This window comes from Cryobacterium sp. 10I5 (genome assembly GCF_035019865.1).
Lineage (GTDB): Bacteria > Actinomycetota > Actinomycetes > Actinomycetales > Microbacteriaceae > Cryobacterium > Cryobacterium breve_A.
The window spans coordinates 1-24,285 of record NZ_JASJVI010000022.1 but is presented as its reverse complement, the minus strand read 5'-3'; the positions used below and the strand labels follow the sequence as shown (position 1 = coordinate 24,285).

The following is a 24,285-nucleotide window of genomic DNA, read 5'->3' as shown; positions in this document are numbered from 1 at the left end:
AGTAGTCTGTGGTCATGGCAAACAGCGGTTCACAGATCACGATCCTGGACGTGGCACGTGTTGCCGGCGTCTCTCGGCAGACGGTGACGCGAGCCCTCAACGGCCTTCCCGATATCAGCGCCGCCACTCGGGAACGCGTAATCGGCGTCGCGCGCCAGCTGAACTATCGGCCTAATCGTGCGGCACAAGGCTTGGTACGTGGCCGCGATGTCACCATCGGCTTTGTCGTTGATGACCTGCGCAACCCGTTTTATCCTGAACTCGCATCGGCGCTCAGTCGGATCGCTTCGGAGCACGGCTGGAGTGTCATCTTGTCCGATCTCGGTGATGACGAGCAAAAGGCTCGTGCTCGGCTTGAGTCTTTGACGCATCGTGTTGACGCGCTCGTGCTCACCGGGTGCCGCACAAATACCGTTGGGTTGCTTCCCGATGACGCTGTCCGTGGTCGTGCCCTGGGTATCCCCATCATCATGCTTGACGGCTCTGCGGCGGATAGGGTCGATGCGTTCGTCGAGATCGACTATCAGGCCGGGGTTCGCGCGGCACTGGACCACTTAACGGCCAACGGAAGACACCGCATTGCGATGATCGACTCCAGTCATATCGCGTCTTCGCGGCGGCATTCGTATCGTGAGTACCTCCACGAACACGACCTGTCCTGGACCGAAGGATCTGAGTTTCGCGACGACGAGACCCACCAAGGTGGCGTACGAGCGGCTACCGAACTCATCCGCGGATATCCCGATGCGGATGCCGTGCTCGTCTATAACGACGTTATGGCTATTGGCGCCCTGAAAGAATTCGCACGATCCGGCGTTTCTGTGCCCGATGACATAGCCGTGGTCGGAACGGACGGTCTAGCCATTGGTGCCCTCGTCACTCCCGAACTGACGAGTCTTTCGATCGACAAGGCTGAGCTAGCGCAGCACGCCGTTGAACTGGTCGACAATATTCTGTCCGGGCGCGCCCCAGGCGGAACGCGAGAGAGTCGCAGTTCCGGGCTGACGCTCGTGGTACGCGAGTCCGCCTAACAGGCGGACATAGCGGCGGCCGGCGAAGATCTCGTTGGGATCAACTCCATTCGCGACGCCGGCCAGCACCACACTCAGACGGTGCTACGTCGCCCGCTTGAAGACGCCACAGAGCACCACAATCCAGACAGCTGGGATATCTCTCCTGGACGGATGAAATCGATAGTCGCATCTTCGCTATGACCGGCCATAGCCGGCGTTGGAGGCGACGCGCGGAATCTTCATCGCGTGCGCCTTCGAACTACGGTTATCGTGGTAGCCATCCGGTTCGCGTCGCGAGCAAGTAGAGGTTGTCTCATGGGCAGGAACCTGGTCATCTGTCTTGACGGCACGGGCGCCCAACCGCGAGCACGGGGTGACTCGAACGTCATCAAGGTGTTCGGGATGCTCGACCTCACCGACCCGACGAAACAGATCGCCTACTACGACCCGGGGGTGGGCACATTCTCGTCGTCCGCCTCGTGGGGTCCGCTCGCGCGTTGGCTTTCGCGTGTCGGCGGGCTTGCGTTCGGGAATGGGCTTCGCCAGAACCTGGGCGAGGCATACACCTGGCTGATGCAGGAGTGGGCTCCGGGTGACCGCATCTTCGTGTTCGGATTCAGCCGCGGCGCCTACACCGCCCGCGCTCTATCAGGCATGCTGCGCACGATCGGCCTTCTTCATGCCGGCTCTGAGAACCTCGTGCCCTATGCGGTTTCCGAGTTCACCAAGCGCAGCAAGGATGACCGCCCCAAGGGACAGGACGGCGACACCACCCCGAGCGGGAAGACCCCCGCCCGTGGCGCGCCTCGCACCCCGCAGACCGTCGCGTCGAGGGCATTCTGGGCCGGAATCGACGAGTTCTCCGAGAACTTCGCCCGCAAAGTCAACGGCCGGAGTACCGTGCCCGTCGCGTACCTCGGCGCATTCGACACGGTGAAGGCGGCGGGGTTCCTCAAGTGGGATATCAAATGGCCCTATACGCGCAAGCTGGACAACGATGTGCGCGTGCGTCATGCCGTGTCGATCGATGAGAAGCGCCGACCCTTCCGCGAATACCTCGTCACGCCGTCGCCTCAGTCCCAGCTTGAGGAGGTCTGGTTCGCGGGCGTGCACACGGATGTCGGGGGTACCTTCGAGGACGACCCGCGCCTCTCGAACATCACCCTCAAGTGGATCGTCGAGGGCGCCCTTGAGGAAGGAATGCTCGTTGAACCGGGTCAGTACGCGAAAGCGTGCACCGTCACTCAGCTGAGCTCCGACGGAACCGTGCACTCGAATAGCTGGATTTGGAAGATCTTTATCGACCGAACACGCCCGATCCCGGCGAACGCGTTCATCCATTCGAGCGTCAGGCCCCGCATGGAGGCCCCGGGCCTCTATCGAAGGCGGATCCCGTCGGGCGTGAAGTGGGCTGACCCGAATTGGAGAGACCTCGCGCCAATCCCCGTCCAAGCCGCCAATCCGATCGAGTCCGCGCTCGCGCCTGCGGAGCACCCGGCGCCGACGGCCGTAGCGACCCGACCTGTTACACCGTGAAGGTCACCTGACTCCACAGCAGTCCCGGGTCCACCTCTACCGCGGGTGGCGCGGCGACTGGCGCATCCGCTCGAACCACATGCGTGTTGAGTTGAGCCAGGGCCGTGAGAAGTTCTGCCTTCGGAATGGTGTTCTCCCACTGTTTCACCAGTCCCCAGGGCAGCATCGCATAGGCCCCGTGCCCGAGCACGGATTCAACGAACGGCTTCGGAGTCGCGTTGTGCGATCCATGGTGCCCGATCTTGTAGAACGCGACACTGCTGACGAGTGCCTTCGACACGGGGTCGTCGAGCACGTGCTCCCAGGCCCCTTCCTGCGAGTCGCCCACGAACAGCAACCGCGTCCCGGATACGTCGAGCACGAAGTACACGCTCGTGTTGTTGACGGAACGTTCGAGTACGGCTGCTGCGTCGAGCAGCGCGTCGTCGTCGGTGCCGAGCTGAGTCAGGCGCAGGGATGCGCGCGCGTCCCTCAGCTCCGAAGGGATCGACTGGACGTCCTCAGCCGCCACGACATAGATCGGATCGAAAATGGTCGGTGTTTCGTCGTCGTCGGGGTTCTGGTCGGAGTCGAGTTGCAGCCACTGTGCTGACGCCGGCGGGTCCATCAACGCCAGCTGCTTCGGATCGCGCGACGGGCCGAGCAGGTGGATACTTACCCCCTCGATGGGCATGGCGATCACGTTCTTCGCGGGGTCCCGGTTGGGTACGAACATGACCGGCGGCGTGTTCTTGAACTGGGTGCCGTTGCGACTGAGCAGCCGGTCGGTTGCTTTCGCGTTGCCCATCGAGTTCGCTGCCAGGGAGCTGGCCAATGCCAGCGGAGCCGGCAGGTCCCCTGAGCTCGCCTGGGCCTTCGCCTCGATGAAACCGTGGATCTGGGTCGCCGTCGACACAAGCGAATTGCGCAGCGCCTGGGCCGCCGGATCGCTCGTGTCCTCCACGAACGGGACCAGCACCTGGCCGACGTCGACGCTGGTCCACTCGTCGACTGCGAAGCCGCTGATGTGGTCCTGGTGGTGGTGGGTGGCGACGACAACGTCGAGGTGCGGGGGAGAGCCGGCAGGGGCAACCGCAGTGAGGTCCGCGATGACCGTGTGGACCACATCGGAAATGTCCCGTGTCACACCATTGATCGTCGCGCGGCCCTGACTGTGCACACCGCAATCGACGAGCATCCGCCACACCTGCAGCCCGCGTGTGATCGTGACTCGGAAGCAGTCACCAAAGCCAACGTTGTACATCCGCACGGCAACGGTCGTTTGGTCAGGCATGGGGAACGACTTCCGGCATCGGGACCTCCTCTGCTGCATGCAGAGCCGCGAACGTCATGCGAAGCAGCGAGGGCTGGTCGGTCCAGGCCGCGAGCGCATCCGCCGACGTTACTTGGTCGCTCCACGCCTGCAACGCTTTCGCGCGCTTCGCACCGATCGCAGCGCACGATTCCGCGAACGCTCGCACCGCATCCGGTTTCCCGGTGAATGTCTCCGGTTTCGTCAACGCGTCAGGGTTCGACAAGGGAAGTGGCTTCACCACCACGTGTACGACTTGCCCGTCGACGCGGGCGATCACCGTCGTTCCTGCTCGGATAGCCAGTCGTTTACCCGCGGACAGGGACTGGTCTTCGAGCTCCGGATGGCGTTGCGCGAACTGCGCCACCACGATCGGCCGAGGCTGCAGGTCGGATGCTTGCACGAACACCGCGTGCACGCCCACCAATTCCAGAGGGAGGTCCGGATCCAGGCCGAGTTCGTACGCGTGATATCTGCCCCAGTCGATGAGCGCCGCGACCGTTGCGGAATTCGCTGTCGCCGCCGACGCCGGTTTCAGGGTTCCCGACTTTGCCGCAGGATCCGTCGGCTCCACAGGTCTCGCACGAGTGGATACCCGTGGCGGTGCATCCGATGTGTCCGGCCCCTCGATCTCCGGGTCCGCGTCCGCGCCGGTGATGGTCGTCGACGCCTCGCCGCCCAAGTCGAGGTTCTGCGTCGCCTCCAGAATGAGGGGCGCCAAATCGACACTGTGTGCCCCGCGGGTCAGGCTGAGTTCCGGATCCGCCGGTCCGGGCCAGGTCAATGCTTCCTCTGTCAGCGAGGACACCGACGGCGGATAGATCCCGCGCCGCCGCAGAGCCTCAACGAGGTTCGTCCTCAAACGCATCACATCATCCGGGTAGAGTGCCCGGTCGGCCGTCACGATACCGCGGACCACATCTCCGAACGTCACGTCGACCACCGGCAGGTATTGGAAAGCCCGCACGACCATCCCGAGGATACGGTCTGCATTCCGGATCGCCTCGACCGTCACCCGTTTCACAAGGTCGGTTGGCAAGGCGCCTGGCGGGAGAACTCCGGTTCCGCCGGTAGCCAGCCGGCGCAGATCGTTGATCTGTTTCAAATAGGTGTCGAGGTAGGCGTCGAAGACCGCCGCCACGAAGCACGCCCCCCGCGCGTGCGGCTCTGTCGCCGCCAGGAACGCGTCCGGCGTGCGCGGCGACCCGATGGCCGACCGCAGCGCCGCACCGCGGCCCGTCGACACCCCGAATTCAAGCGCGAGGTCGAGCAACGCCGACCCTTCCCGAAGGTCTGTGCTCGAGTTGGCGACCGCCTCAGCCACCACGTCCGGGAAGAGAAAGTGGTGAAACAGCGCCACCAGGTCGGCGAATGCCTCGTGCCACGCGAACACATCCGGATTCGATGCCTCCGAGAAGTACTTGCGGATGCGATGGACGATCGCGTGCGTCACTTCGTGCGCCACAACATCGACGCTCAGGCAGGTGAACATCACCTGCCCGGGCAGATTCGATCCCGGATCGCGTTCGTCGGCCTTGTAGTAGCCGAAGAGCACCGCACGCCGCGTTGGATCAAAGAACGCATTGCGGCCTTCAAACGCGTGCGGCACGATCCGCAACTCCCGACCGCCCCGCCAACGGAAACGCTGCCCACCGAAACGTTCGAACCGTTCGATCACGCTCATCGTGACGGCGTAGACAACCTGCTGGTGGGTGCGCGGGTCGCTTTCGGACGGACGAAGCCCGCCCTGGGCCAGGATCGCCGGATCATTCAGATCGACCGGCCGATACCAGACATCGCGGACCGCGTCGTAGTCCACCACCTGCACCAGCCGGCCCGATGGTCCCGGCTCCAAATCGCGCTCGAACGGCACATCGACCGTCAAAAATCGGCCGCTCAATCGCGTTGACATCGGATCGAACGCGTAAACCGGCAACGGCCGCCTGGCGGGCAGCCGCACCGGCGGATCGTTACGTGGTCCCAGCCGCGCCGGCGGCTGGTCTTGTGGCTTGGCGACCCCCATCGGTGCCTTCTTCCTGCGCAACAATGTCAGACGGTGAGTGTTCGCGCTCGAGGTGTTGGCTCGATCATCCCCCGTGCGGTTCCGATTGGGAACCCCGGACGAGGTTGACCACGGGAGGAGCTTTGCCAGACAGGTCGTGGACGTGGCAGGACTTCACAGTCGGAACCGACCTCCTTTCGCGCGCAGGGGATCGGCGTCCGGATCTGGTTAGCGGACCCTCAATTGCGCGGGGAAGTGGTCCGGCGTAACTTTAGTGTCTTCGGGGGATGTGCAAATTGGTGCACCTCGTCAGGTTCGATTTCCTGAATCCTCCACATATCTTTGGGAAGTGTGCAGCTCTCGTAGGTGATGCGCCATTTCTGATCGTCGGCGCCTCCAGACCTGCTCGAACAAGCGGATGGCGAATCGGAGGCCGAGCAGGACTCGACGACTTGATGCCGACGACCTCTTCGACGACGACGACCTGGACGCTGTAGCAGACCAGCTCGATCACGCAATCGCTGCTTCACGTGTGCGCCATCGGCGCCTGATTCGCCCTAGTTCCGCGTCATGACTGACCTGTGTTGGTACCGGTGGTGGGACTCGAACCCACACGTCCTCTCGAACAAAGCATTTTGAGTGCTCCGCGTCTGCCATTCCGCCACACCGGCTCACAACACCTGGTTCAGAATACCGTAGGCTTTGACCCGTGACCGACCAAGATTCCACCCCAGTACCTCCTCGCCGTGTTGTCGTGGCAGAGGATGAGTCCCTCATTCGTCTCGACATCGTCGAAATCCTTCGTGACGCCGGATTCGAGGTGGTCGGCGAGGCTGGCGACGGCGAAACCGCTGTCGCCCTGGCGACCGAGCTGCGACCCGACCTGGTGATCATGGACGTCAAGATGCCGCACCTCGACGGCATCTCCGCCGCAGAGCGCATCACCAAGGCCCACATCGCTCCGGTTGTGCTCCTCACCGCGTTCAGCCAGAAGGAACTGGTCGAACGGGCGACGGAGGCCGGCGCGCTCGCGTACGTCGTCAAGCCGTTCACTCCGAATGACCTGCTGCCCGCGATCGAGATCGCGCTGTCCCGATACAGCCAGATCATCACCCTCGAGGCCGAGGTCGCCGACCTGGTCGAGCGCTTCGAGACCCGCAAGCTCGTCGACCGGGCCAAGGGCCTGCTCAACGAGAAGATGGGCCTCACCGAGCCGGAGTCGTTCCGCTGGATCCAGAAGGCGTCGATGGACCGCCGCCTCACGATGCACGATGTCGCCCAGGCGATCATCGAGCAGCTCTCCGCCAAGAAGTAGCACCACAGCGGAGTAGCACAACAGCACAAACGAAAGGCGGGCCCGGTCAATGGCGACCGGACCCGCCTTTTCTTGTATCTGCGCGGCGTGCGTGTCAGGTCAGGCCATGCCGGGGCGGTCCGTGATCAGGTTGGTGATCCGGATCGTGGAGCAGCGTCTGCCCTGATCGTCGTCGATCTCGATCGAGTGCGTCGTCAGGGTGCGCCCGAGGTGGATCGGCGTGCAGACGCCGGTGACCCAGCCGCTCGTCGCCGAGCGGGTGTGCGTCGCGTTGATCTCGATGCCGACCGCGAGCTTCCCCGGCCCCGCGTGCAGGTTCGCCGACATCGAACCGAGGCTCTCACCGAGCACCACGAACGCGCCCCCGTGCAGGAGCATCGCCGGCTGGGTATTGCCGAACACCGGCATCCGTGCCACCGCCCGCTCGAGGCTGAACTCGAGGAATTCGATGCCCATCTTGTCGGCGAGGGCTCCGCCGCCGCGCTGCTGCACCCAGGCAAGGGCGTCTTCGGTCTTCTGCGTCATGGTCACCTTGGATAGAGCCCGGCGCCGTCGGACGACGCTTGTAGGCTGTCTGTGTGTCGGATTCCGAAAAGCCTACCCTGATGATCATCGACGGCCATTCCCTGGCCTACCGGGCGTTCCATGCCCTCCCGGTCGACAGTTTCCAGACCCGGGACGGCCAGCACACCAACGGCATCCACGGGTTCATCTCGATGCTGCTGAGCCTGCTGCGTACCGAGAACCCTTCCCATATCGCCGTCGCCTTCGACATCTCGCGGGCCTCGTTCCGCACCCGGGAGTACCCCGAATACAAGGGCACCCGGGCGAGCACCCCGCCGGAATTCAAGGGTCAGGTCCCGCTGCTGCAGGAGGCCCTCGCGGCCATGAACATCACGACCATCACGAAGGAAGACTTCGAGGCGGACGACATCCTCGCGACCCTGTCCGTCCGCGGAACCGCGGAGGGGTACCACGTCTTCGTCGTCTCCGGCGACCGGGATTCGATCCAGCTCGTCAACGACAACGTGACCCTGCTCTACCCGGCGAGCCAGGGCGTCTCGGCCCTCACCCGGTACGACCCCGCCCGCGTGCGGGAGAAGTACGGCATCGACCCGGCCCAGTATCCCGACGTCGCCGCGCTCGTCGGCGAGACGAGCGACAACCTGATCGGCATCAGCAAGGTCGGCGAGAAGACCGCCGTCAAGTGGCTCGGCCTCTACGGCAGCCTGGACGGCATCCTCGAACACGCGGACGAGATCAAGGGCGTCGTCGGCAATAACCTGCGCGAGCAGAAGGAGAACGCGATCCGTAATCGCCGCCTCAACCGGCTTGTGACCGACCTCGAACTCCCCGTCGAACTGCCCGACCTCGTCCGAGCCCCGGTCAACGAAGCCGCCGTGCGCGAGGTCTTCGGCCGCCTCGAGTTCAAGAACCTGCTCGAGCGCGTCATCAAGCTCGAGGGCGGCGCGGACGAGTCAGGCGCGACCGTCGTGCCGGTCGAGCGCGACGATGTGCCCACCGCACCTGTGGCCAAGGATCTTCTCGACGAGGAGCTGGACGCCTGGCTCACCCGGGTGATCGCGACCAACCCGGGCGGACTCGGTCTCCAGGTCGAGGTGCAGGACGGTAAGGCGATCGGCTTCGGCGTGTCCGGGCTCGAGGAATCCGTGAACCTTCCGTGGCAGCCGGGACGCACCGATTACCTGCCCTTCGAGGACTGGCTCGCGAGCGACGCGCCCAAGATCATGCACGACGCAAAGCACCAGCTCAAGGCACTGCGCCGCAGCGGCCTCGGCTTCGGTGGGCTCGTCACCGACACCCTCGTAGCCGCCTGGCTGCTGCGACCGGGCGGGCCAGACAAGACCCTCGCCGACCTCGTCACCCGCTACCTCGACGAAACGCTCCCGGTCGCCGATCCCAACCAGCTGGTGCCGGACGAGTCAGAGTCCGGCGGCGTGCCCACCGAGGCCTGGTACGCCTACCGGCTCTCCGCCGCGCTCGGGGCCTTGCTCGACCCGGGATCCCAGTCCGTGCTCACCGACATCGAAATGCCGACCCTGCTGACCCTCGTCGACATGGAACTCACCGGCGTCGCCGTCTCGCACGAGGAACTCTCCGTCCTGTCGGGCCAGCTCGGCGAGCGGGCGGCTGAGTACGCGGCGGGCGCCTATGCCGAGATCGGCCGGGAGGTCAACCTCGGCTCGCCCAAGCAGCTCCAGGAGGTCCTCTTCGAGCAACTGGGCATGCCGAAGACCCGCGCGAACAAGACCGGGTACACGACGGATGCCGGCGCCCTCGCCGATCTCCAGGCGAGCAACCCGCATCCCTTCCTCGGTCTCCTCCTGCAACACAGGGACGCGACCAAGCTCCGCCAGATCGTCGAGACGCTCGACAAGGCGATCGACGCGACCGGACGCATCCACACCACCTACGTGCAGATCGGCACCGCGACCGGCCGGATCTCCTCGGCCGATCCGAACCTGCAGAACATCCCGGTGCGCACGGAGGAGGGCCGTCGGATCCGCGCGGCCTTCCACTCCGGCCCGGACGCCGAGTGCCTCCTGACGGCGGACTACTCCCAGATCGAGATGCGCATCATGGCGCACCTGTCCGAGGACGCCGGGCTGATCGAGGCGTTCAACGCGGGAGAGGACCTGCACCGCTTCGTCGGCGCATCCGTTTTCGGGGTCACTCCGGAGGACGTCACCAACGAGATGCGCAGCAAGGTCAAGGCGATGTCCTACGGCCTCGCATACGGGCTGAGTGCCTTCGGCCTCTCCAAGCAGCTCCGGATCGACCAGAAGGAAGCCCGCCAGCTCATCACGGACTACTTCGCCCGGTTCGGCGCCGTGCGCGACTACCTGCGGCACGTCGTCGAACAGGCCAAGGTCGACGGCTACACCGCGACGATCTTCGGCCGTCGACGCCCGTTCCCCGAACTCCACAGTTCCAACCGCGTGCTCAGGGAGAACGCGGAGCGGGCTGCACTCAACGCACCGATCCAGGGCTCGGCCGCCGACATCATGAAGATCGCGATGAACAACATAGCGGAAGACATGCTCGAGGAGGGCCTGGAGTCCCGGATGATGCTCCAGGTGCACGACGAATTGATCTTCGAGGTCGCCCCTGGCGAGTGGGACGCCCTCCGCACCGTCGTCACGCACCGGATGGAGACCGCCGCCGCTCTGCTCGTGCCGCTCGACGTTCAGGTCGGCAGGGGCGCGAACTGGGACGCCGCCGCGCACTGAGGCCACGGCTGTCTCGCCGCGCCGCCGCGGGTGCGGTGTTCTAGGCTCGGTCCATGAGCCCAGACACCGCGCGTACCCCCACAGCGATCGACGCGATCGCCGAAGACTGGGTCGACACCCTCGTCGACCTCGACCCCACGATCGGCACATACATCGGCCGCACCGGGGGCGGCGACCGCTATGGCGACTACTCTCCGACCGGCCTCGAGCGGCACCGCAGTGCGTCCCTCGCCACGATCGCCCGCCTCGATGCCGCGGTCGTCGTCGACGCCGTCGACGAGGTCACCCGAACCGACCTGCGCAGCGAACTCGCCCTCGGTGTCGAGAGCGCCGACGCCGGCCTGCCCCTGCGGGACCTGAACAATCTCGCGTCGCCGGCGCAGGACATCCGTGCGGCCTTCGACCTGATGCCGACGGACACCATCGAAGACTGGCGCACCATCTCCACAAGGCTCGGAGCCGTTCCGGACGCCGTCGCCGGCTACATCGAGACCCTGCGCCTGGGCATCAGGGAAGGCATCATGCCCGCGAAGCGCCAGGTGCGCGAGGTCGCCGTGCAGGCGCGCCGGCACGCGGCGAAGACGGGTTTCTTCGCCACGCTCGCCGCAGAAGCGAGCCCGGCGACCGGCAACCTGCCTGCGAGTCTCGCGACCGACCTCGGCGCAGGCGCCCGCCGCGCCGCCGCCGCATACTCCGGCCTGGCCGCCTTCCTCGGTGACGAGCTCGAACGCGTCGCGCCAGAGGCGGATGCCGTCGGCCGGGAGATCTACGCCCTCCAGTCCCGCCGTTTCCTCGGTGCCGCTGTCGACCTCGACGAAACCTACGAGTGGGGGATCGAGGAACTCGCCCGGATGGTCGCCGAGCAGGAGGGCATCGCCAGGCAGATCCTCCCGGGGGCGAGCGTGCAGGAGGCCATCGCCCACCTCGACGCCGACCAGAGCCGCACCCTCCACGGCACGGCCGCCCTCCAGCGCTGGATGCAGGAGACGAGTGACCGCGCCGTCGCCGAGTTGTCGGTCGACCACTTCGACATCCCACAGGAGATCCGCGCCCTCGAGTGCCTGATCGCCCCCACCCAGGACGGCGGCGTGTACTACACCGGGCCGAGCGACGACTTCTCCCGGCCCGGCCGGATGTGGTGGTCGGTACCGGCAGGCGTCACCGAATTCTCCACCTGGCGCGAACTCTCGACGGTGTACCACGAGGGCGTGCCCGGCCACCACCTGCAGATCGGGCAGGCGGTGCACAATCGCGGCATCCTGAACACCTGGCGTCGCCAGCTCGCGGGCACGTCGGGGCACGCGGAGGGCTGGGCGCTCTACGCCGAACGCCTGATGAGCGAACTCGGCTACCTCGACGACCCGGCCGACCGCCTGGGCATGCTCGACGGCCAGCGGATGCGCGCCGCCCGCGTCGTCATCGACATCGGCGTGCACCTCGGCAAGACCCTGCCGGACGGAAGCGGCCCCTGGACCGCCGAGCACGCCTTCGACTTCTTCCGCCGCAACGCGAACGTCGACGAGAGCACGGTCCAGTTCGAAGTCAACCGGTATCTCGGCTGGCCGGGACAGGCGCCCTCGTACAAGATCGGCCAGCGCATCTGGGAGGAACTCCGCGACGCGAGCAAGGCCAGGGAGGGCGCAGCGTTCTCGATCAAGGACTTCCACAGGCGCGCCCTCGACCTCGGCGGTGTCGGCCTCGACACCCTCCGCGCGGCACTGCTGTCCTGACCCAGACCCGAGCCCTCGGGGCTTGAGCGGATGTTGCCGGTCGCCCCCGCAAACCGCTAAGCTGGATTGTCACGTTTGTGACGAACTATCCGCTGCCATGCGCGGAGTCCACAATCCACACCCGTTCGCGTATGGCCCGATTTATGTCCATCCTGGAGCAACTACTACATGACAATCGCAACGACCGATAGGGCACCTAAGCAGGTCGCCATCAACGACATTGGATCTGCTGAAGACTTTCTTGCCGCGGTCGAAAAGACTCTGAAATTCTTCAACGACGGAGACCTCATCGAGGGCACCGTTGTGAAGATCGACCGCGACGAGGTCCTCCTCGACGTGGGTTACAAGACCGAGGGCGTCATTCCCTCCCGCGAACTTTCCATCAAGCACGACGTTGACCCTTCCGAGGTTGTCAAGGTCGGCGACCTGGTCGAGGCACTTGTTCTCCAGAAGGAAGACAAAGAAGGCCGCCTCATCCTCTCGAAGAAGCGCGCCCAGTACGAACGTGCGTGGGGCGACGTCGAGAAGATCAAGGAATCCGATGGCGTTGTCACCGGTTCGGTCATCGAGGTCGTCAAGGGCGGGCTCATCGTCGACATCGGCCTCCGTGGCTTCCTGCCGGCGTCGCTCATCGAACTTCGCCGCGTTCGCGACCTGACCCCGTACCTGGGCCAGGAGATCGAAGCGAAGATCCTCGAACTCGACAAGAACCGCAACAACGTTGTGCTGTCCCGTCGTGCCCTGCTCGAGCAGACGCAGTCCGAGAGCCGCACCACCTTCCTCAACAACCTCCAGAAGGGACAGGTCCGCAAGGGCGTTGTCTCCTCGATCGTCAACTTCGGTGCGTTCGTCGACCTCGGTGGCGTTGACGGCCTGGTTCACGTCTCCGAACTCAGCTGGAAGCACATCGAGCACGCCAGCGAGGTCGTCGAGGTCGGTCAGGAAGTCACCGTCGAGATCCTCGAGGTCGACCTCGAGCGCGAGCGCGTGTCGCTGTCGCTCAAGGCCACCCAGGAAGACCCGTGGCAGGTCTTCGCCCGCACCCACGCCATCGGCCAGGTTGCACCGGGCAAGGTCACCAAGCTCGTCCCCTTCGGCGCGTTCGTTCGCGTCGCAGAGGGCATCGAGGGCCTGGTTCACATCTCCGAGCTCTCCGGCAAGCACGTCGAGCTCGCCGAGCAGGTCGTTTCGGTCGGCGACGAGGTCTTCGTCAAGGTCATCGACATCGACCTCGAGCGTCGCCGCATCTCGCTGAGCCTCAAGCAGGCCAACGAGGGTGTCGACCCCGAGGGCACCGAGTTCGACCCGGCGCTCTACGGAATGCTCACCGAGTACGACGACCAGGGCAACTACAAGTACCCCGAGGGCTTCGACCCGGAGACCAACGAGTGGCGCGAAGGCTTCGAGAACCAGCGCGAGAAGTGGGAGCAGGACTACGCTGCAGCCCAGGCTCGCTGGGAAGCCCACAAGAAGCAGGTTGCTTCCGCGAACGACGAGATCATCGCCGTCGGCGACGTTCCCTCCGCAGCGGGCAACTCGTTCTCGAGCGAGACGGCCGGAGCCGGAACGCTTGCTGACGACGAGGCACTCGCCGCACTGCGCGAGAAGCTCAGCAGCAACAACTAGCACGCAGCTCCACCGCAATACCAGAACCGGCCGGACCCTTCGGGGCCCGGCCGGTTTCCTGCGCCCTGGCCGCATCGGTAGCATTGCCGGGGTGTACCTCATTGGACTGACCGGCGGGATCGCATCCGGCAAGAGCACCGTCGCGAGCGCCCTCGCCGACCTCGGCGCCGTCGTCATCGATGCGGATCGCCTCGCCCGCGACGTCGTCGAACCCGGCAGCCCCGTCCTGGCGAATATCGCGACCGAATTCGGCGCCGACCTCGTCGGACCGGAGGGTGCGCTGGACCGGCCCAAGCTCGGAGCGATCGTCTTCGGCGACGCGGCGGCACTGGCCCGGCTCAACGCGATCGTGCACCCCGCCGTCCGTGTGCTCACGAACGAACGCATCCGTGCGGCGGGGCTCGCGAACCCCTTGGCCGTGGTCGTATACGACGTTCCCCTGCTGGTCGAGGCGGCCGTCGAGCATCCGTTCGACCTCGTCGTCGTCACCCAGGCGACCCCGGACACCCGAATGCAACGGATGGTCGGGCTCCGGGGGATGAGCCAGGATGACGCGGCCCGGCGCATCAGTTCCCAGGCGGGCGACGCCGACCGGCTCGCGATCGCCGACGTCGTGATCGACACCGACGGCACCCTCGAGCACACCCTGCGGCAGGTCGACGAGCTCTGGGAACGCGTGCGGGGCGACGGAAACACTGCCGGAACGAAGAGTGTCGGTGGTCGAATCTAGACTGGACAGATGGAACCCACGCGATCCGTACATCCCTTTGAGGTCGTGAGCGAATACACGCCGAGCGGCGACCAGCCGACCGCGATCAAAGACCTCGCCGAGCGCATCAACGCCGGTGAAACCGACATCGTGCTCCTCGGTGCCACCGGAACCGGCAAGTCCGCGACGACGGCCTGGCTGATCGAACAGGTGCAGCGCCCGACGCTCGTGCTCGCGCACAACAAGACCCTCGCCGCGCAACTCGTGAACGAGTTCCGCGAGTTGATGCCGAACAACGCCATCGAGTACTTCGTGTCGTACTACGACTACTACCAGCCGGAGGCGTACGTCCCGCAGACGGACACCTTCATCGAGAAGGACTCCTCGATCAACGCCGAGGTCGAGCGGCTCAGGCACTCCACCACGAATTCACTCCTGAGTCGACGTGACGTCGTCGTCGTCTCCACCGTGTCCTGCATCTACGGGCTCGGCACGCCAGAGGGTTACATGGAGGCCATGATCGCCCTCCAGATCGGCCAGAAGGTCGACCGCGACTGGCTGATCCGCAAGTTCGTGGCGATGCAGTACCAGCGCAACGACGTCGACTTCTCCCGCGGTCACTTCCGGGTGCGCGGCGACACCATCGAGATCATCCCCATGTACGAAGAACTCGCCATCCGGATCGAGATGTTCGGCGACGAGATCGAAGCGCTCTACAGCCTGCACCCGCTCACGGGTGACATCGTCCGCAAGCTCGACTCCGTGTCCGTCTTCCCCGGCTCGCACTACGTCGCGAGCACCGAGACCATGCAGCGCGCCATCGTCACCATCCAGGAAGAACTCGCCGAACGGCTCGGCCAGCTGGAACGGGAGGGCAAACTGCTCGAGGCGCAGCGGCTGCGGATGCGCACGACCTTCGACCTCGAGATGATGGAACAGATCGGCTTCTGCTCCGGCATCGAGAACTACTCCCGGCACATCGACCAGCGGTCACCGGGGGAGGCGCCACACTGCCTCCTCGACTACTTCCCCGATGACTTCCTGATGGTCATCGACGAGTCCCATGTCACGGTCCCGCAGATCGGCGCGATGTATGAGGGAGACTCCTCCCGCAAGCGCACCCTCGTCGAGCACGGTTTCCGGCTCCCGAGCGCCCTCGACAACCGCCCGCTCAAATTCAACGAATTCAAGGACCGGGTCGGCCAGACCGTGTACCTGTCCGCAACGCCCGGAAAATACGAGATGGGCATCGCCGACGGCATCGTCGAGCAGATCATCCGCCCGACCGGGCTCATCGACCCGCAGATCGTCGTGAAGCCCTCCAAGGGGCAGATCGACGACCTCCTCGAGGAGATCCACAAGCGCGTCGCACTCAACGAGCGGGTGCTCGTCACGACCCTCACCAAGAAGATGGCTGAGGAACTCACGGACTTCCTCACCGAGGCCGGCGTCCGCGTGCGCTACCTGCACTCCGACGTCGACACGCTGCGGAGGGTCGAGCTCCTCACCGAACTCCGCGCGGGCGTGTACGACGTGCTCGTCGGAATCAACCTCCTGCGGGAGGGCCTCGACCTGCCGGAGGTGTCGCTCGTCGCGATCCTCGACGCGGACAAGGAAGGATTCCTGCGCTCCGCAACCTCCCTCATCCAGACCATCGGCCGTGCCGCCCGGAACGTCTCCGGCGAGGTGCACATGTACGCCGACCGGATGACCGCATCGATGGAACGCGCGATCGACGAGACCGACCGCCGTCGCGAGAAGCAGGTCGCCTACAACACCCTGCACGGCATCGACCCCACTCCGCTCCGCAAGCGGATCGCCGACATCACCGACATCCTCGCGCGCGAGCAGGCGGACACCGCCGAGCTCCTCTCCGGTCGCGACGCGCGGCGCAAGGTCGCGGCGACCCCGCTCCGCACCGGCATCGCCGCGAACGGCGCCAACGACCTCGAATCGATTATCGCCGACCTCAGCGGGCAGATGCTCGAGGCCGCGGGAGAGCTCAAGTTCGAACTCGCTGCCCGGCTCAGGGACGAGGTCTCCGAACTCAAGCGCGAACTCCGGCAAATGGAGAAGGCCGGGCACATCTGATCCGTTCCCGACCGCTCCCGATCGGAATTCGAACGTTTGTTCGCTTAGGGCGTGCCCCGGCGGCACGAGTGTGTCGGTGGTACTGAATAGACTCGAACGGTGTCAATTTCGAAGGTAACGTCCGGGTCCAAGCTCAGTGTCCGCGGTGCGCGCGTGCACAATCTGCACAACGTCGATTTGGAGATCCCCCGGGATTCCCTGGTCGTCTTCACCGGATTGTCCGGCTCGGGCAAGTCCTCGCTCGCGTTCGACACCATCTTCGCCGAGGGCCAGCGCCGCTACGTCGAGTCGCTCTCGGCGTATGCGCGCCAGTTCCTCGGCCAGGTCGACCGGCCGGACGTCGACTTCATCGAGGGCCTCAGCCCCGCCGTCTCGATCGACCAGAAGTCCACCAACCGCAACCCGCGGTCCACGGTCGGCACGATCACCGAGGTCTACGACTACATGCGCCTGCTCTGGGCCCGCATCGGAGTGCCGCACTGCGCGGTCTGCGGCGAGGTCATCCAGGCCCAGACCGTGCAGCAGATCGCCGACCAGCTCATGGAGCTCCCGCAGGGCACCCGGTACCAGATCCTGAGCCCGGTCGTCTCCCAGAAGAAGGGCGAATTCGTCGACCTGTTCAAGGAGCTCGCCGCCGGGGGATACTCCCGTGCCATGGTCGACGGCACGCAGATCCAGCTCAGCGAACCGCCGACGCTCAAAAAGCAGCTCAAGCACGACATCTCCGTCGTCGTCGACCGCCTCGTCGCGGCGCCGGAGCTCCTCAGTCGCCTGACCGACTCCCTCGAGACAGCACTCAAGCTCACCGACGGCATCGTCCAGATCAACTACGTCGACGGGGAGGGCGACGCGGCGTGGCAGAGCTACTCCGAAAAGCTCTCGTGCCCGAACAACCACCCCGTGCAGCTGACCGAGATCGAACCGCGCACCTTCTCGTTCAACGCGCCGTTCGGTGCCTGCCCCGAGTGCTCCGGGCTCGGCACTCGGATGTCCGTCGACCAGGACCTCCTCCTCGGCGACCCTGAGCTGAGCATCGCGGAGGGCGTGGTCCTGCCCTGGACCACCCAGGGAAAGGGCCTCTTCCAGTACTACGAGAAGCTGCTCGACGGCCTCGCCCACGACCTCGACTTCTCCCTCGACACCCCGTGGGGCGACCTCAGCCTCGATGTTCAGAATGCCGTTCTCCGCGGGGACAACTTCGAGGTCCGGGTGAAGTGGAAGAACCGCTACGGCCGCGAGATGAGCTACACCTCCGGCTTCGAAGGCGTCGTGCCGTACATCGAACGCCAGTACCTCCAGGCGGAGTCCGACACCCAGCGCGCCCGCTGGGGCGAGTACCTCCGCGAGATCGACTGCCCGGTCTGCTCGGGCACCCGGCTCAAGCCGGAGGTCCTCGCCGTGCTGATCCACGGCTCCAGCATCGCGGATGTCTGCAACCTGAGCCTCGCCGACGCCCGGTCCTTCATGGACCTGCTCGAACTGACCGACCGGGAGGCCATGATCGCCGCCCAGGTGCTGCGCGAGATCAAGGCACGCCTGGACTTCCTGATCCGGGTCGGGCTCAACTACCTCAACCTCGCCCGTGCGGCCGCGAGCCTCTCCGGCGGCGAGGCCCAGCGCATCCGCCTGGCTACGCAGATCGGCTCCGGACTGACCGGGGTGCTCTACGTCCTCGACGAACCGAGCATCGGCCTGCACCAGCGGGACAACCGCCGGCTCATCGAGACCCTCGTCGCCCTCCGCGACCTCGGCAACACCCTCATCGTCGTCGAACACGACGAGGACACCATCAAGATGGCCGACTGGATCGTCGACATCGGGCCCGGTGCAGGCGTCAACGGCGGCCACGTCGTGCACTCCGGCTCGTACGCGAGCCTGCTCGAGAACCGCGAGTCGCTCACGGGCGACTACCTCGCCGGTCGCAAGTCGATCGAGACCCCCGAGACCCGCCGCCCGATCGACCCGGACCGCCAGATCAGCGTCATCGGAGCCGAGGCGAACAACCTCAAGAAGGTGTCCGTCACGTTCCCCCTCGGCACCTTCACCGCGGTGACCGGGGTGAGCGGCTCAGGCAAGTCTTCCCTCGTCAACGACATCCTCTACCGCGTGCTCGCCAACCGGTTGAACGGCGCCCGCAAGCTTCCCGGCAAGCACACCCGGGTCACCGGGCTCGAACAACTCGACAAGGTCATCCACGTCGACCAGGCCCCGATCGGGCGCACCCCGCGCTCCAACCCGGCCACGTACACGGGTGTGTTCGACAAGATCCGCACCCTGTTCTCCGAGACGATCGAGGCGAAGGCCCGCGGCTACCTCCCCGGCCGGTTCAGCTTCAACGTCAAGGGCGGTCGCTGCGAAGCCTGCTCCGGCGACGGCACGATCAAGATCGAGATGAACTTCCTCCCCGACGTCTACGTCGCGTGCGAGGTCTGCGGGGGAGCGCGGTACAACCGCGACACCCTGACCGTGCACTACAAGGGCAAGAACATCGCCGAAGTCCTCGACATGCCGATCAGCGAGGCCGCCGATTTCTTCGAACCCATTTCGGCGATCCACCGCTTCCTGAAGACCCTCGTCGAGGTCGGCCTCGGCTACGTGCGCCTCGGCCAGAGCGCGACGACGCTCTCCGGAGGTGAGGCGCAGCGCGTCAAGCTCGCCACCGAGCTCCAGCGGCGCTCGAACGGCCGCAGCGTCTACGTCCTCGACGAGCCAACGACCGGGCTGCACTTCGAGGACGTGCGCAAGCTCCTGCTCGTGTTGAACAGCCTCGTCGACAAGGGCAACACCGTGATCGTGATCGAGCACAACCTCGACGTGATCAAGTCGGCCGACTGGGTGATCGATCTCGGACCGGAAGGCGGCTCCGGCGGGGGTCGCGTCCTCGCGACCGGCACGCCGGAACACATCGCGACGGTCAGGAAGAGCCACACGGGCACCTTCCTCAAGGAGATCCTGGCGGGGCGCTAAAATTCTTCTCGGCCAGAACAAGGATCAGGAGAGTTCATGTCGGACGCGTTGAGCTATCGGCCGAAGGCGGGCGAGATCCCCACCGTCCCCGGCGTGTACCGCTTTCGCGACGATACCGGGCGGGTGCTCTACGTCGGCAAGGCGAAGAACCTGCGGGCGCGGCTCAGCAACTACTTCGCGCCGCTCAGCAGCCTGCACGAGCGCACCCGGCGGATGGTCACGACCGCAGCGTCCGTCGAATGGACCACCGTCGGCACCGAGGTCGAGGCTCTCCAGCTGGAGTGGACCTGGATCAACGAGTTCGACCCGCCGTTCAACGTGCAGTTCAAGGACGACAAGTCCTATCCCTACCTCGCAGTGACCCTCGCCGACGAGGCGCCGCGCGCACTCGTCACCCGCACAACCGGCATCCGCGGCGCCCGCTATTTCGGCCCGTACCCGAAGGTCTGGGCCGTGCACGAGACCATCGACCTGATGCTCAAGGCCTTCCCGATCCGCACCTGCAACAACGCCAACTACAAACGCGCCATGCAATCGGGAAAGCCGTGTTTCGCCGGCCAGATCGGCCGTTGCTTCGGCCCGTGCTCCCAGAAGGTGTCCATCGAGGAACACCGGGTCATCGTCGACGAGTTCGTGAGCTTCATGGCCAGCCAGGACCGCACCATGATCAACCGGCTGACCAACGAGATGAAGGCCGCAGCACTCAGCCAGCAGTACGAGCTCGCGGCGAAACGGCGTGACCAGGTCAAGGCCCTCACGAACGTGCTCGAGAAGAGCGCGGTCGTCCTGCGCGACAACGTCGACATCGACCTGTTCGCCGTCGAGGAGGACGAGCTCGCAGCGGCCGTGCAGCTGTTCATCGTGCGCGGCGGCCGGATCCGCGGTGTCCGCGGCTGGGTCGTCGACAAGGAACTCGACCTGACCACGGGGGAGCTCATCGATTCCCTGCTGCAGACCGCATATTCCGGCGATGCCGTTCCGCCCCGCGAAGTCGTCGTCCCGCTGCTTCCCGAAGATTCCGCAGCGCTCGAGCAATGGCTCGGCGGCATCGCCGGGCGCAAGGTGCACCTCGCGGCCGCCCAGCGCGGCGAGAAGGCCGCCCTGCTCGCGACGGCCACGCAGAACGCGCGCCAGGCGTTGATGCTCTACAAGACCCGCCGCAGCTCCGACTTCGTCGCGCGGTCCAAGGCGCTCGAAGACATCCAGGAGGCGCTCGGGATGGAGTCGGCCCCGCTCCGGATGGAGTGTTACGACGTCTCGCACCTGAGCGGCACGAACATCGTCGCCTCCATGGTCGTCTTCGAAGACGGACTTCCGCGCACCGACGAGTACCGGCGCTTCAGCATTCCGGAGTCCACAGACGACACCGACTCGATCTACCGCACCCTGACCAGGCGCCTCGCCTACCTCGTGCCCGACGACGGTCCGGCGGCGGACGCCGGCACCGAGTCGCCCACGGATGCCCCCACGGATGTCCCCACGGATTCGGCGGGTGAGTCCGCTGATACCCCCGCCAAGCGGAAGAAGTTCCGGTACCAGCCGAACCTCCTCATCGTCGACGGTGGTCAGCCTCAGGTCGCCGCGGCGGCCAGGGCGCTCCGCGAATCCGGGGTCACCGGCATCCAGCTGTGCGGCATTGCCAAGCGGCTCGAGGAGATCTGGCTGCCCGACTCGGACTATCCCGTCATCCTGCCCCGCAACAGCGACGCCCTCTTCCTCATCCAGCGAATCCGTGACGAGGCCCACCGCTTCGCGATCACCCACCAGCGCGCCCGCCGCAAGCGCGACATCGCGACGGTCCTCGGCGAGATCGCCGGACTCGGCCCGGCACGGGTCAAAGTGCTGCTGCAGCATTTCGGATCCGTCGCCCGGCTCAAAGAGGCCCCCATCGAGGCAATCGCCGAGGTCCGCGGCATCGGACCCGGCCTCGCTGCGACGATCCACCAGCACTTTCGCGCCTGAAAGCGATCTCGGTCGGTAGGCTGGACTGACAGGCCCACCACCGACAGAAGGCGCACCCCCAGGATGACGACGGAGAACGACAAGCAGGAAATGCTTATCGTCACGGGAATGTCCGGGGCCGGGCGTTCGACAGTGGCCAACGCCCTCGAGGACCTCGGCTGGTACGTCGTCGACAACCTTCCGCCCCAGATGCTGCGCCCCCTCGTCGAACTCGCAGGCAAGGCAGGGACGAGCCTCCCCAAGATCGCCGCCGTCGTGGACATCCGCGGCCGTGATTTTTTCGCGGATTTCCAGGAGATCGTGCAGTCCCTCCGCAACGGCTCCCAGCTCCGCGTGATCTTCCTCGAGGCCAGGGACGACGTCCTCGTGCGGCGCTTCGAGTCCGTGCGCCGACCGCATCCGCTGCAGGGGGACGGCACCATCCTCGACGGCATCGACGCCGAACGCACCCGGTTGCGTGCCGTCCGTGAGTCGTGCGACATGGTCATCGACACGTCCGACCTCAACATCCACCAGCTCGCGACGACCATCAGCGAACGCTTCGCCGCAGAAGACGCCGCAGGCGTGCACGTCACCGTCATGAGCTTCGGCTTCAAGTACGGTCTTCCCACCGACGTCGACATGGTCGCCGATGTCCGCTTCCTGCCGAATCCGTTCTGGGTGCCGGAACTCCGTTCCCACACCGGACAGGACCCCGAGGTGCGGGACTTCGTGCTCGCCCAGCAGGGTGCCCTGGAATTCATCGAGCACTACTCCCTGGCCCTCGCCCCGGTGCTGGCCGGCTACCAGCGCGAGAACAAACGCCACGCCACCATCGCCATCGGCTGCACGGGGGGCAAACACCGCTCGGTCACGATGGCGCGCGAACTCGCCCAGCGGATCGAGGACCTTCCCGGTGTCGCGATCAGCCTGAAGAATCGCGACCTCGGCCGGGAGTAAGACCCGCCCGGTGCGCCACCAGCGAGCTGCGCCGGGCCACACAGACCACAAACCGGCCCATTTGGGGCCAGTACGACAGAATGGACAAGCGATTGGCACTCACGGCCGACGTCAAAGATGAACTTGCACGGGTTGACGTGTCGAAGACAACGGTCCGGGCGGCGGAGCTCGCGACGATCCTGCGGTTCTCCGGCGGCCTGCACATGATCAACAGCCGGATCGCGATCGAATCGGAGCTCGACACCGCGCTGCTCGCCCGCCGGGTGCGCAAGGACCTCGCCGAACTCTACGGCGTCCGCAGCGAAGTCTCCGTGATCTCGGCCTCCGGGCTGCGGCGGACGAGCCACTTCCTCGTGCGCGTGCTCGACGGGGGCGAGACCCTGGCCAGGCAGACCGGCCTGCTCGACGCGCGGCGTCGCCCCATTCGCGGCCTGCCCAACCGGCTGACCACCGGCTCCAAGGAGGAGATCGCCGCCGTCTGGCGTGGAGCGTTCCTCGCGAACGGCTCCCTCACCGACCCCGGCCGCTCGGCGGCCCTCGAAGTGACCTGCCCGGGCAACGAGGCCGCGATGGCTCTCGTCGGCACGGCCGGGCGGCTCGGCGTCGTCGCCAAGGCCCGAGAAGTGCGGGGGGTGCACCGGGTCGTGATCCGCGACGGCGACGCCATCGGCGTCATGCTCGTGCACATGGGCGCGGCGGAGACCGTGCTCAACTGGGAAGCGCTCCGGCAGCGCCGTGAGGTGCGCGCCACCGCGAACCGACTCGTCAACTTCGACGACGCCAACCTCCGCCGCAGCGCACAGGCCGCCGTCGCGGCATGCGCCCGCGTGCAGCGTGCCATGGAAATCCTCGGCAGCGACATACCGGAGCACCTCCGCTACGCGGGCGAGCTGCGACTGTCCTTCCGCGACTCGAGCCTCGACGAACTGGGCCATCACGCCGATCCGCCCATGACGAAGGACGCCGTCGCCGGACGCATCCGCCGTTTGCTCGCCATGGCGGACAAGAAGGCCGTCGACCAGGGGATCCCTGGAACAGACGCGAACCTTCCCGCCGATCTCGACGATGTTTGAGGCCCCTCGTCAGCGGGACACCCTGACCTGAGTAGACTTGAAACGTCGCTTACACACTCGTGGCGGAGCACTTCGCGCCAACTCGACAGAGGAGATATGAATGGCTGAATACACTTTGCCCGCTCTCGCCTATGACTACTCGGCACTTGCGCCGAGCATCAGCGGCACCATCATGGAACTTCACCACAGCAAGCACCACCAGGCATACGTGACCGGCGCGAACACCGCCCTCGCGCAGCTTGCGGAAGCTCGCGACTCCGGCCAGCTGGCCAACGTCAACAAGCTTGAAAAGGACCTCGCCTTCAACCTCGGCGGTCACGTCAACCACTCCATCTTCTGGACCAACCTCTCCCCGGACGGCGGCGACAAGCCCACCGGCGAGCTGGCGAGCGCCATCGAGGACTTCTTCGGTTCCTTCGACAAGTTCCAGGCGCACTTCACCGCGGCAGCCCTCGGCGTGCAGGGTTCCGGCTGGGCGGTTCTCGCCTGGGACTCGATCGGGCAGCGCCTGATCGTCCAGCAGTTCTTCGACCAGCAGTCCAACTTCGCCGCGGGCACGATTCCCGTGCTCATGCTCGACGTCTGGGAGCACGCCTACTACCTCGACTACCGCAACGTGCGTGCGGACTACGTGAAGGCATTCTGGAACATCGTCAACTGGGCGAACGTCCAGGAGCGTTTCACGATCGCCCGCGAAAAGACCAACGGGCTCCTGCTTCTTTCCTAGCAGGCAGCGGAGCGGGCCTGTCTCTTATACACATCTGACGCTGCCGACGAGCG

The 24,285-nt window shown here is 65.7% G+C and carries 16 protein-coding genes and 1 tRNA gene; 13 read left to right on the top strand and 4 right to left on the bottom strand.

All coding sequences use genetic code 11. The features are described from left to right. The first annotated feature begins 14 nt into the window (after positions 1–14). Positions 15–1,031 carry a LacI family DNA-binding transcriptional regulator gene (locus QN350_RS08175; RefSeq protein WP_322139958.1) on the top strand — a complete coding sequence of 339 codons (1,017 nt, stop codon included), beginning with the start codon at positions 15–17 and terminating at the stop codon, positions 1,029–1,031. A 297-nt stretch (positions 1,032–1,328) separates the two neighbouring features. Next, positions 1,329–2,549 (top strand): DUF2235 domain-containing protein, encoded by a 1,221-nt coding sequence (locus tag QN350_RS08170; RefSeq protein WP_322139957.1) that lies wholly within the window; start codon positions 1,329–1,331, stop codon positions 2,547–2,549. On the opposite strand, the gene QN350_RS08165 is transcribed toward QN350_RS08170, so the two are convergent. From QN350_RS08165 to QN350_RS08155, 3 genes are all read right to left on the bottom strand, one after another. Further along, positions 2,539–3,822 (bottom strand): hypothetical protein, encoded by a 1,284-nt coding sequence (locus QN350_RS08165; protein ID WP_322139956.1) that lies wholly within the window; start codon positions 3,820–3,822, stop codon positions 2,539–2,541. The two genes, QN350_RS08170 and QN350_RS08165, sit on opposite strands and share 11 nt — an antisense overlap. Beyond that, positions 3,815–5,863: a hypothetical protein gene (locus tag QN350_RS08160; RefSeq protein ID WP_322139955.1), complete on the bottom strand. Its 2,049-nt coding sequence runs from the start codon at positions 5,861–5,863 to the stop codon at positions 3,815–3,817. Before QN350_RS08160 ends, QN350_RS08165 begins: the two co-directional genes overlap by 8 nt. Positions 5,864–6,427: 564 nt before the next feature. Further along, positions 6,428–6,513: transfer RNA gene (locus QN350_RS08155), tRNA-Leu, on the bottom strand. Positions 6,514–6,551: 38 nt separating this feature from the next. Here QN350_RS08155 and QN350_RS08150 point away from each other — a divergent pair. Next, positions 6,552–7,157 carry an ANTAR domain-containing response regulator gene (locus tag QN350_RS08150; protein ID WP_134366651.1) on the top strand — a complete coding sequence of 202 codons (606 nt, stop codon included), beginning with the start codon at positions 6,552–6,554 and terminating at the stop codon, positions 7,155–7,157. Between the two features lie 99 nt (positions 7,158–7,256). Here the strand turns inward: QN350_RS08150 and QN350_RS08145 are convergent, their stop codons facing one another. Beyond that, positions 7,257–7,682 carry a hotdog fold thioesterase gene (locus tag QN350_RS08145; protein ID WP_281535048.1) on the bottom strand — a complete coding sequence of 142 codons (426 nt, stop codon included), beginning with the start codon at positions 7,680–7,682 and terminating at the stop codon, positions 7,257–7,259. A gap of 53 nt (positions 7,683–7,735) precedes the next feature. Here QN350_RS08145 and polA point away from each other — a divergent pair, with 53 nt between their 5' ends. The 10 genes from polA (at position 7,736) to QN350_RS08095 (ending at position 24,232) form a co-directional block, all read left to right on the top strand. Then, positions 7,736–10,408, top strand: coding sequence for a DNA polymerase I (polA, locus tag QN350_RS08140; protein ID WP_322139954.1), 2,673 nt, complete (start codon positions 7,736–7,738; stop codon positions 10,406–10,408). A 53-nt stretch (positions 10,409–10,461) separates the two neighbouring features. Continuing rightward, positions 10,462–12,138, top strand: a complete 1,677-nt coding sequence (locus QN350_RS08135; RefSeq protein WP_322139953.1) for a DUF885 domain-containing protein — start codon at positions 10,462–10,464, stop codon at positions 12,136–12,138. A 168-nt stretch (positions 12,139–12,306) separates the two neighbouring features. Beyond that, positions 12,307–13,764, top strand: coding sequence for a 30S ribosomal protein S1 (rpsA, locus tag QN350_RS08130; protein WP_134448701.1), 1,458 nt, complete (start codon positions 12,307–12,309; stop codon positions 13,762–13,764). Positions 13,765–13,855: 91 nt separating this feature from the next. Continuing rightward, the gene (gene coaE, locus QN350_RS08125; RefSeq protein ID WP_323516092.1) at positions 13,856–14,494 is read left to right on the top strand and encodes a dephospho-CoA kinase; all 639 of its coding nucleotides are present in this window, start codon (positions 13,856–13,858) and stop codon (positions 14,492–14,494) included. Positions 14,495–14,503: 9 nt separating this feature from the next. After that, positions 14,504–16,564 (top strand): excinuclease ABC subunit UvrB, encoded by a 2,061-nt coding sequence (uvrB, locus tag QN350_RS08120; protein ID WP_322139951.1) that lies wholly within the window; start codon positions 14,504–14,506, stop codon positions 16,562–16,564. Between the two features lie 99 nt (positions 16,565–16,663). Next, entirely contained in the window at positions 16,664–19,531 is a 2,868-nt protein-coding gene (uvrA, locus tag QN350_RS08115) for an excinuclease ABC subunit UvrA (RefSeq protein ID WP_322139950.1), read from the top strand. 36 nt (positions 19,532–19,567) lie between these two features. Continuing rightward, positions 19,568–21,493: an excinuclease ABC subunit UvrC gene (gene uvrC, locus QN350_RS08110; RefSeq protein WP_322139949.1), complete on the top strand. Its 1,926-nt coding sequence runs from the start codon at positions 19,568–19,570 to the stop codon at positions 21,491–21,493. 63 nt (positions 21,494–21,556) lie between these two features. After that, positions 21,557–22,432 carry an RNase adapter RapZ gene (gene rapZ / locus QN350_RS08105; protein WP_322139948.1) on the top strand — a complete coding sequence of 292 codons (876 nt, stop codon included), beginning with the start codon at positions 21,557–21,559 and terminating at the stop codon, positions 22,430–22,432. Between the two features lie 92 nt (positions 22,433–22,524). Then, positions 22,525–23,505, top strand: a complete 981-nt coding sequence (gene whiA, locus QN350_RS08100) for a DNA-binding protein WhiA (RefSeq protein ID WP_322140429.1) — start codon at positions 22,525–22,527, stop codon at positions 23,503–23,505. 100 nt (positions 23,506–23,605) lie between these two features. Continuing rightward, the gene (locus QN350_RS08095; RefSeq protein ID WP_281535044.1) at positions 23,606–24,232 is read left to right on the top strand and encodes a superoxide dismutase; all 627 of its coding nucleotides are present in this window, start codon (positions 23,606–23,608) and stop codon (positions 24,230–24,232) included. Positions 24,233–24,285: the final 53 nt, after the last annotated feature.

Excerpts from the sequence above, each read along its gene's own strand:
- QN350_RS08175 (WP_322139958.1), top strand. The coding sequence starts at position 15 with ATGGCAAACAGCGGTTCACAGATCACGATCCTGGACGTGGCACGTGTT.
- QN350_RS08170 (WP_322139957.1), top strand. The coding sequence starts at position 1,329 with ATGGGCAGGAACCTGGTCATCTGTCTTGACGGCACGGGCGCCCAACCG.
- QN350_RS08165 (WP_322139956.1), bottom strand. The coding sequence starts at position 3,822 with ATGCCTGACCAAACGACCGTTGCCGTGCGGATGTACAACGTTGGCTTT.
- QN350_RS08160 (WP_322139955.1), bottom strand. The coding sequence starts at position 5,863 with ATGGGGGTCGCCAAGCCACAAGACCAGCCGCCGGCGCGGCTGGGACCA.
- QN350_RS08145 (WP_281535048.1), bottom strand. The coding sequence starts at position 7,682 with ATGACGCAGAAGACCGAAGACGCCCTTGCCTGGGTGCAGCAGCGCGGC.
- QN350_RS08135 (WP_322139953.1), top strand. The coding sequence starts at position 10,462 with ATGAGCCCAGACACCGCGCGTACCCCCACAGCGATCGACGCGATCGCC.
- rpsA (WP_134448701.1), top strand. The coding sequence starts at position 12,307 with ATGACAATCGCAACGACCGATAGGGCACCTAAGCAGGTCGCCATCAAC.
- uvrB (WP_322139951.1), top strand. The coding sequence starts at position 14,504 with ATGGAACCCACGCGATCCGTACATCCCTTTGAGGTCGTGAGCGAATAC.
- uvrC (WP_322139949.1), top strand. The coding sequence starts at position 19,568 with ATGTCGGACGCGTTGAGCTATCGGCCGAAGGCGGGCGAGATCCCCACC.
- rapZ (WP_322139948.1), top strand. The coding sequence starts at position 21,557 with ATGACGACGGAGAACGACAAGCAGGAAATGCTTATCGTCACGGGAATG.
- QN350_RS08095 (WP_281535044.1), top strand. The coding sequence starts at position 23,606 with ATGGCTGAATACACTTTGCCCGCTCTCGCCTATGACTACTCGGCACTT.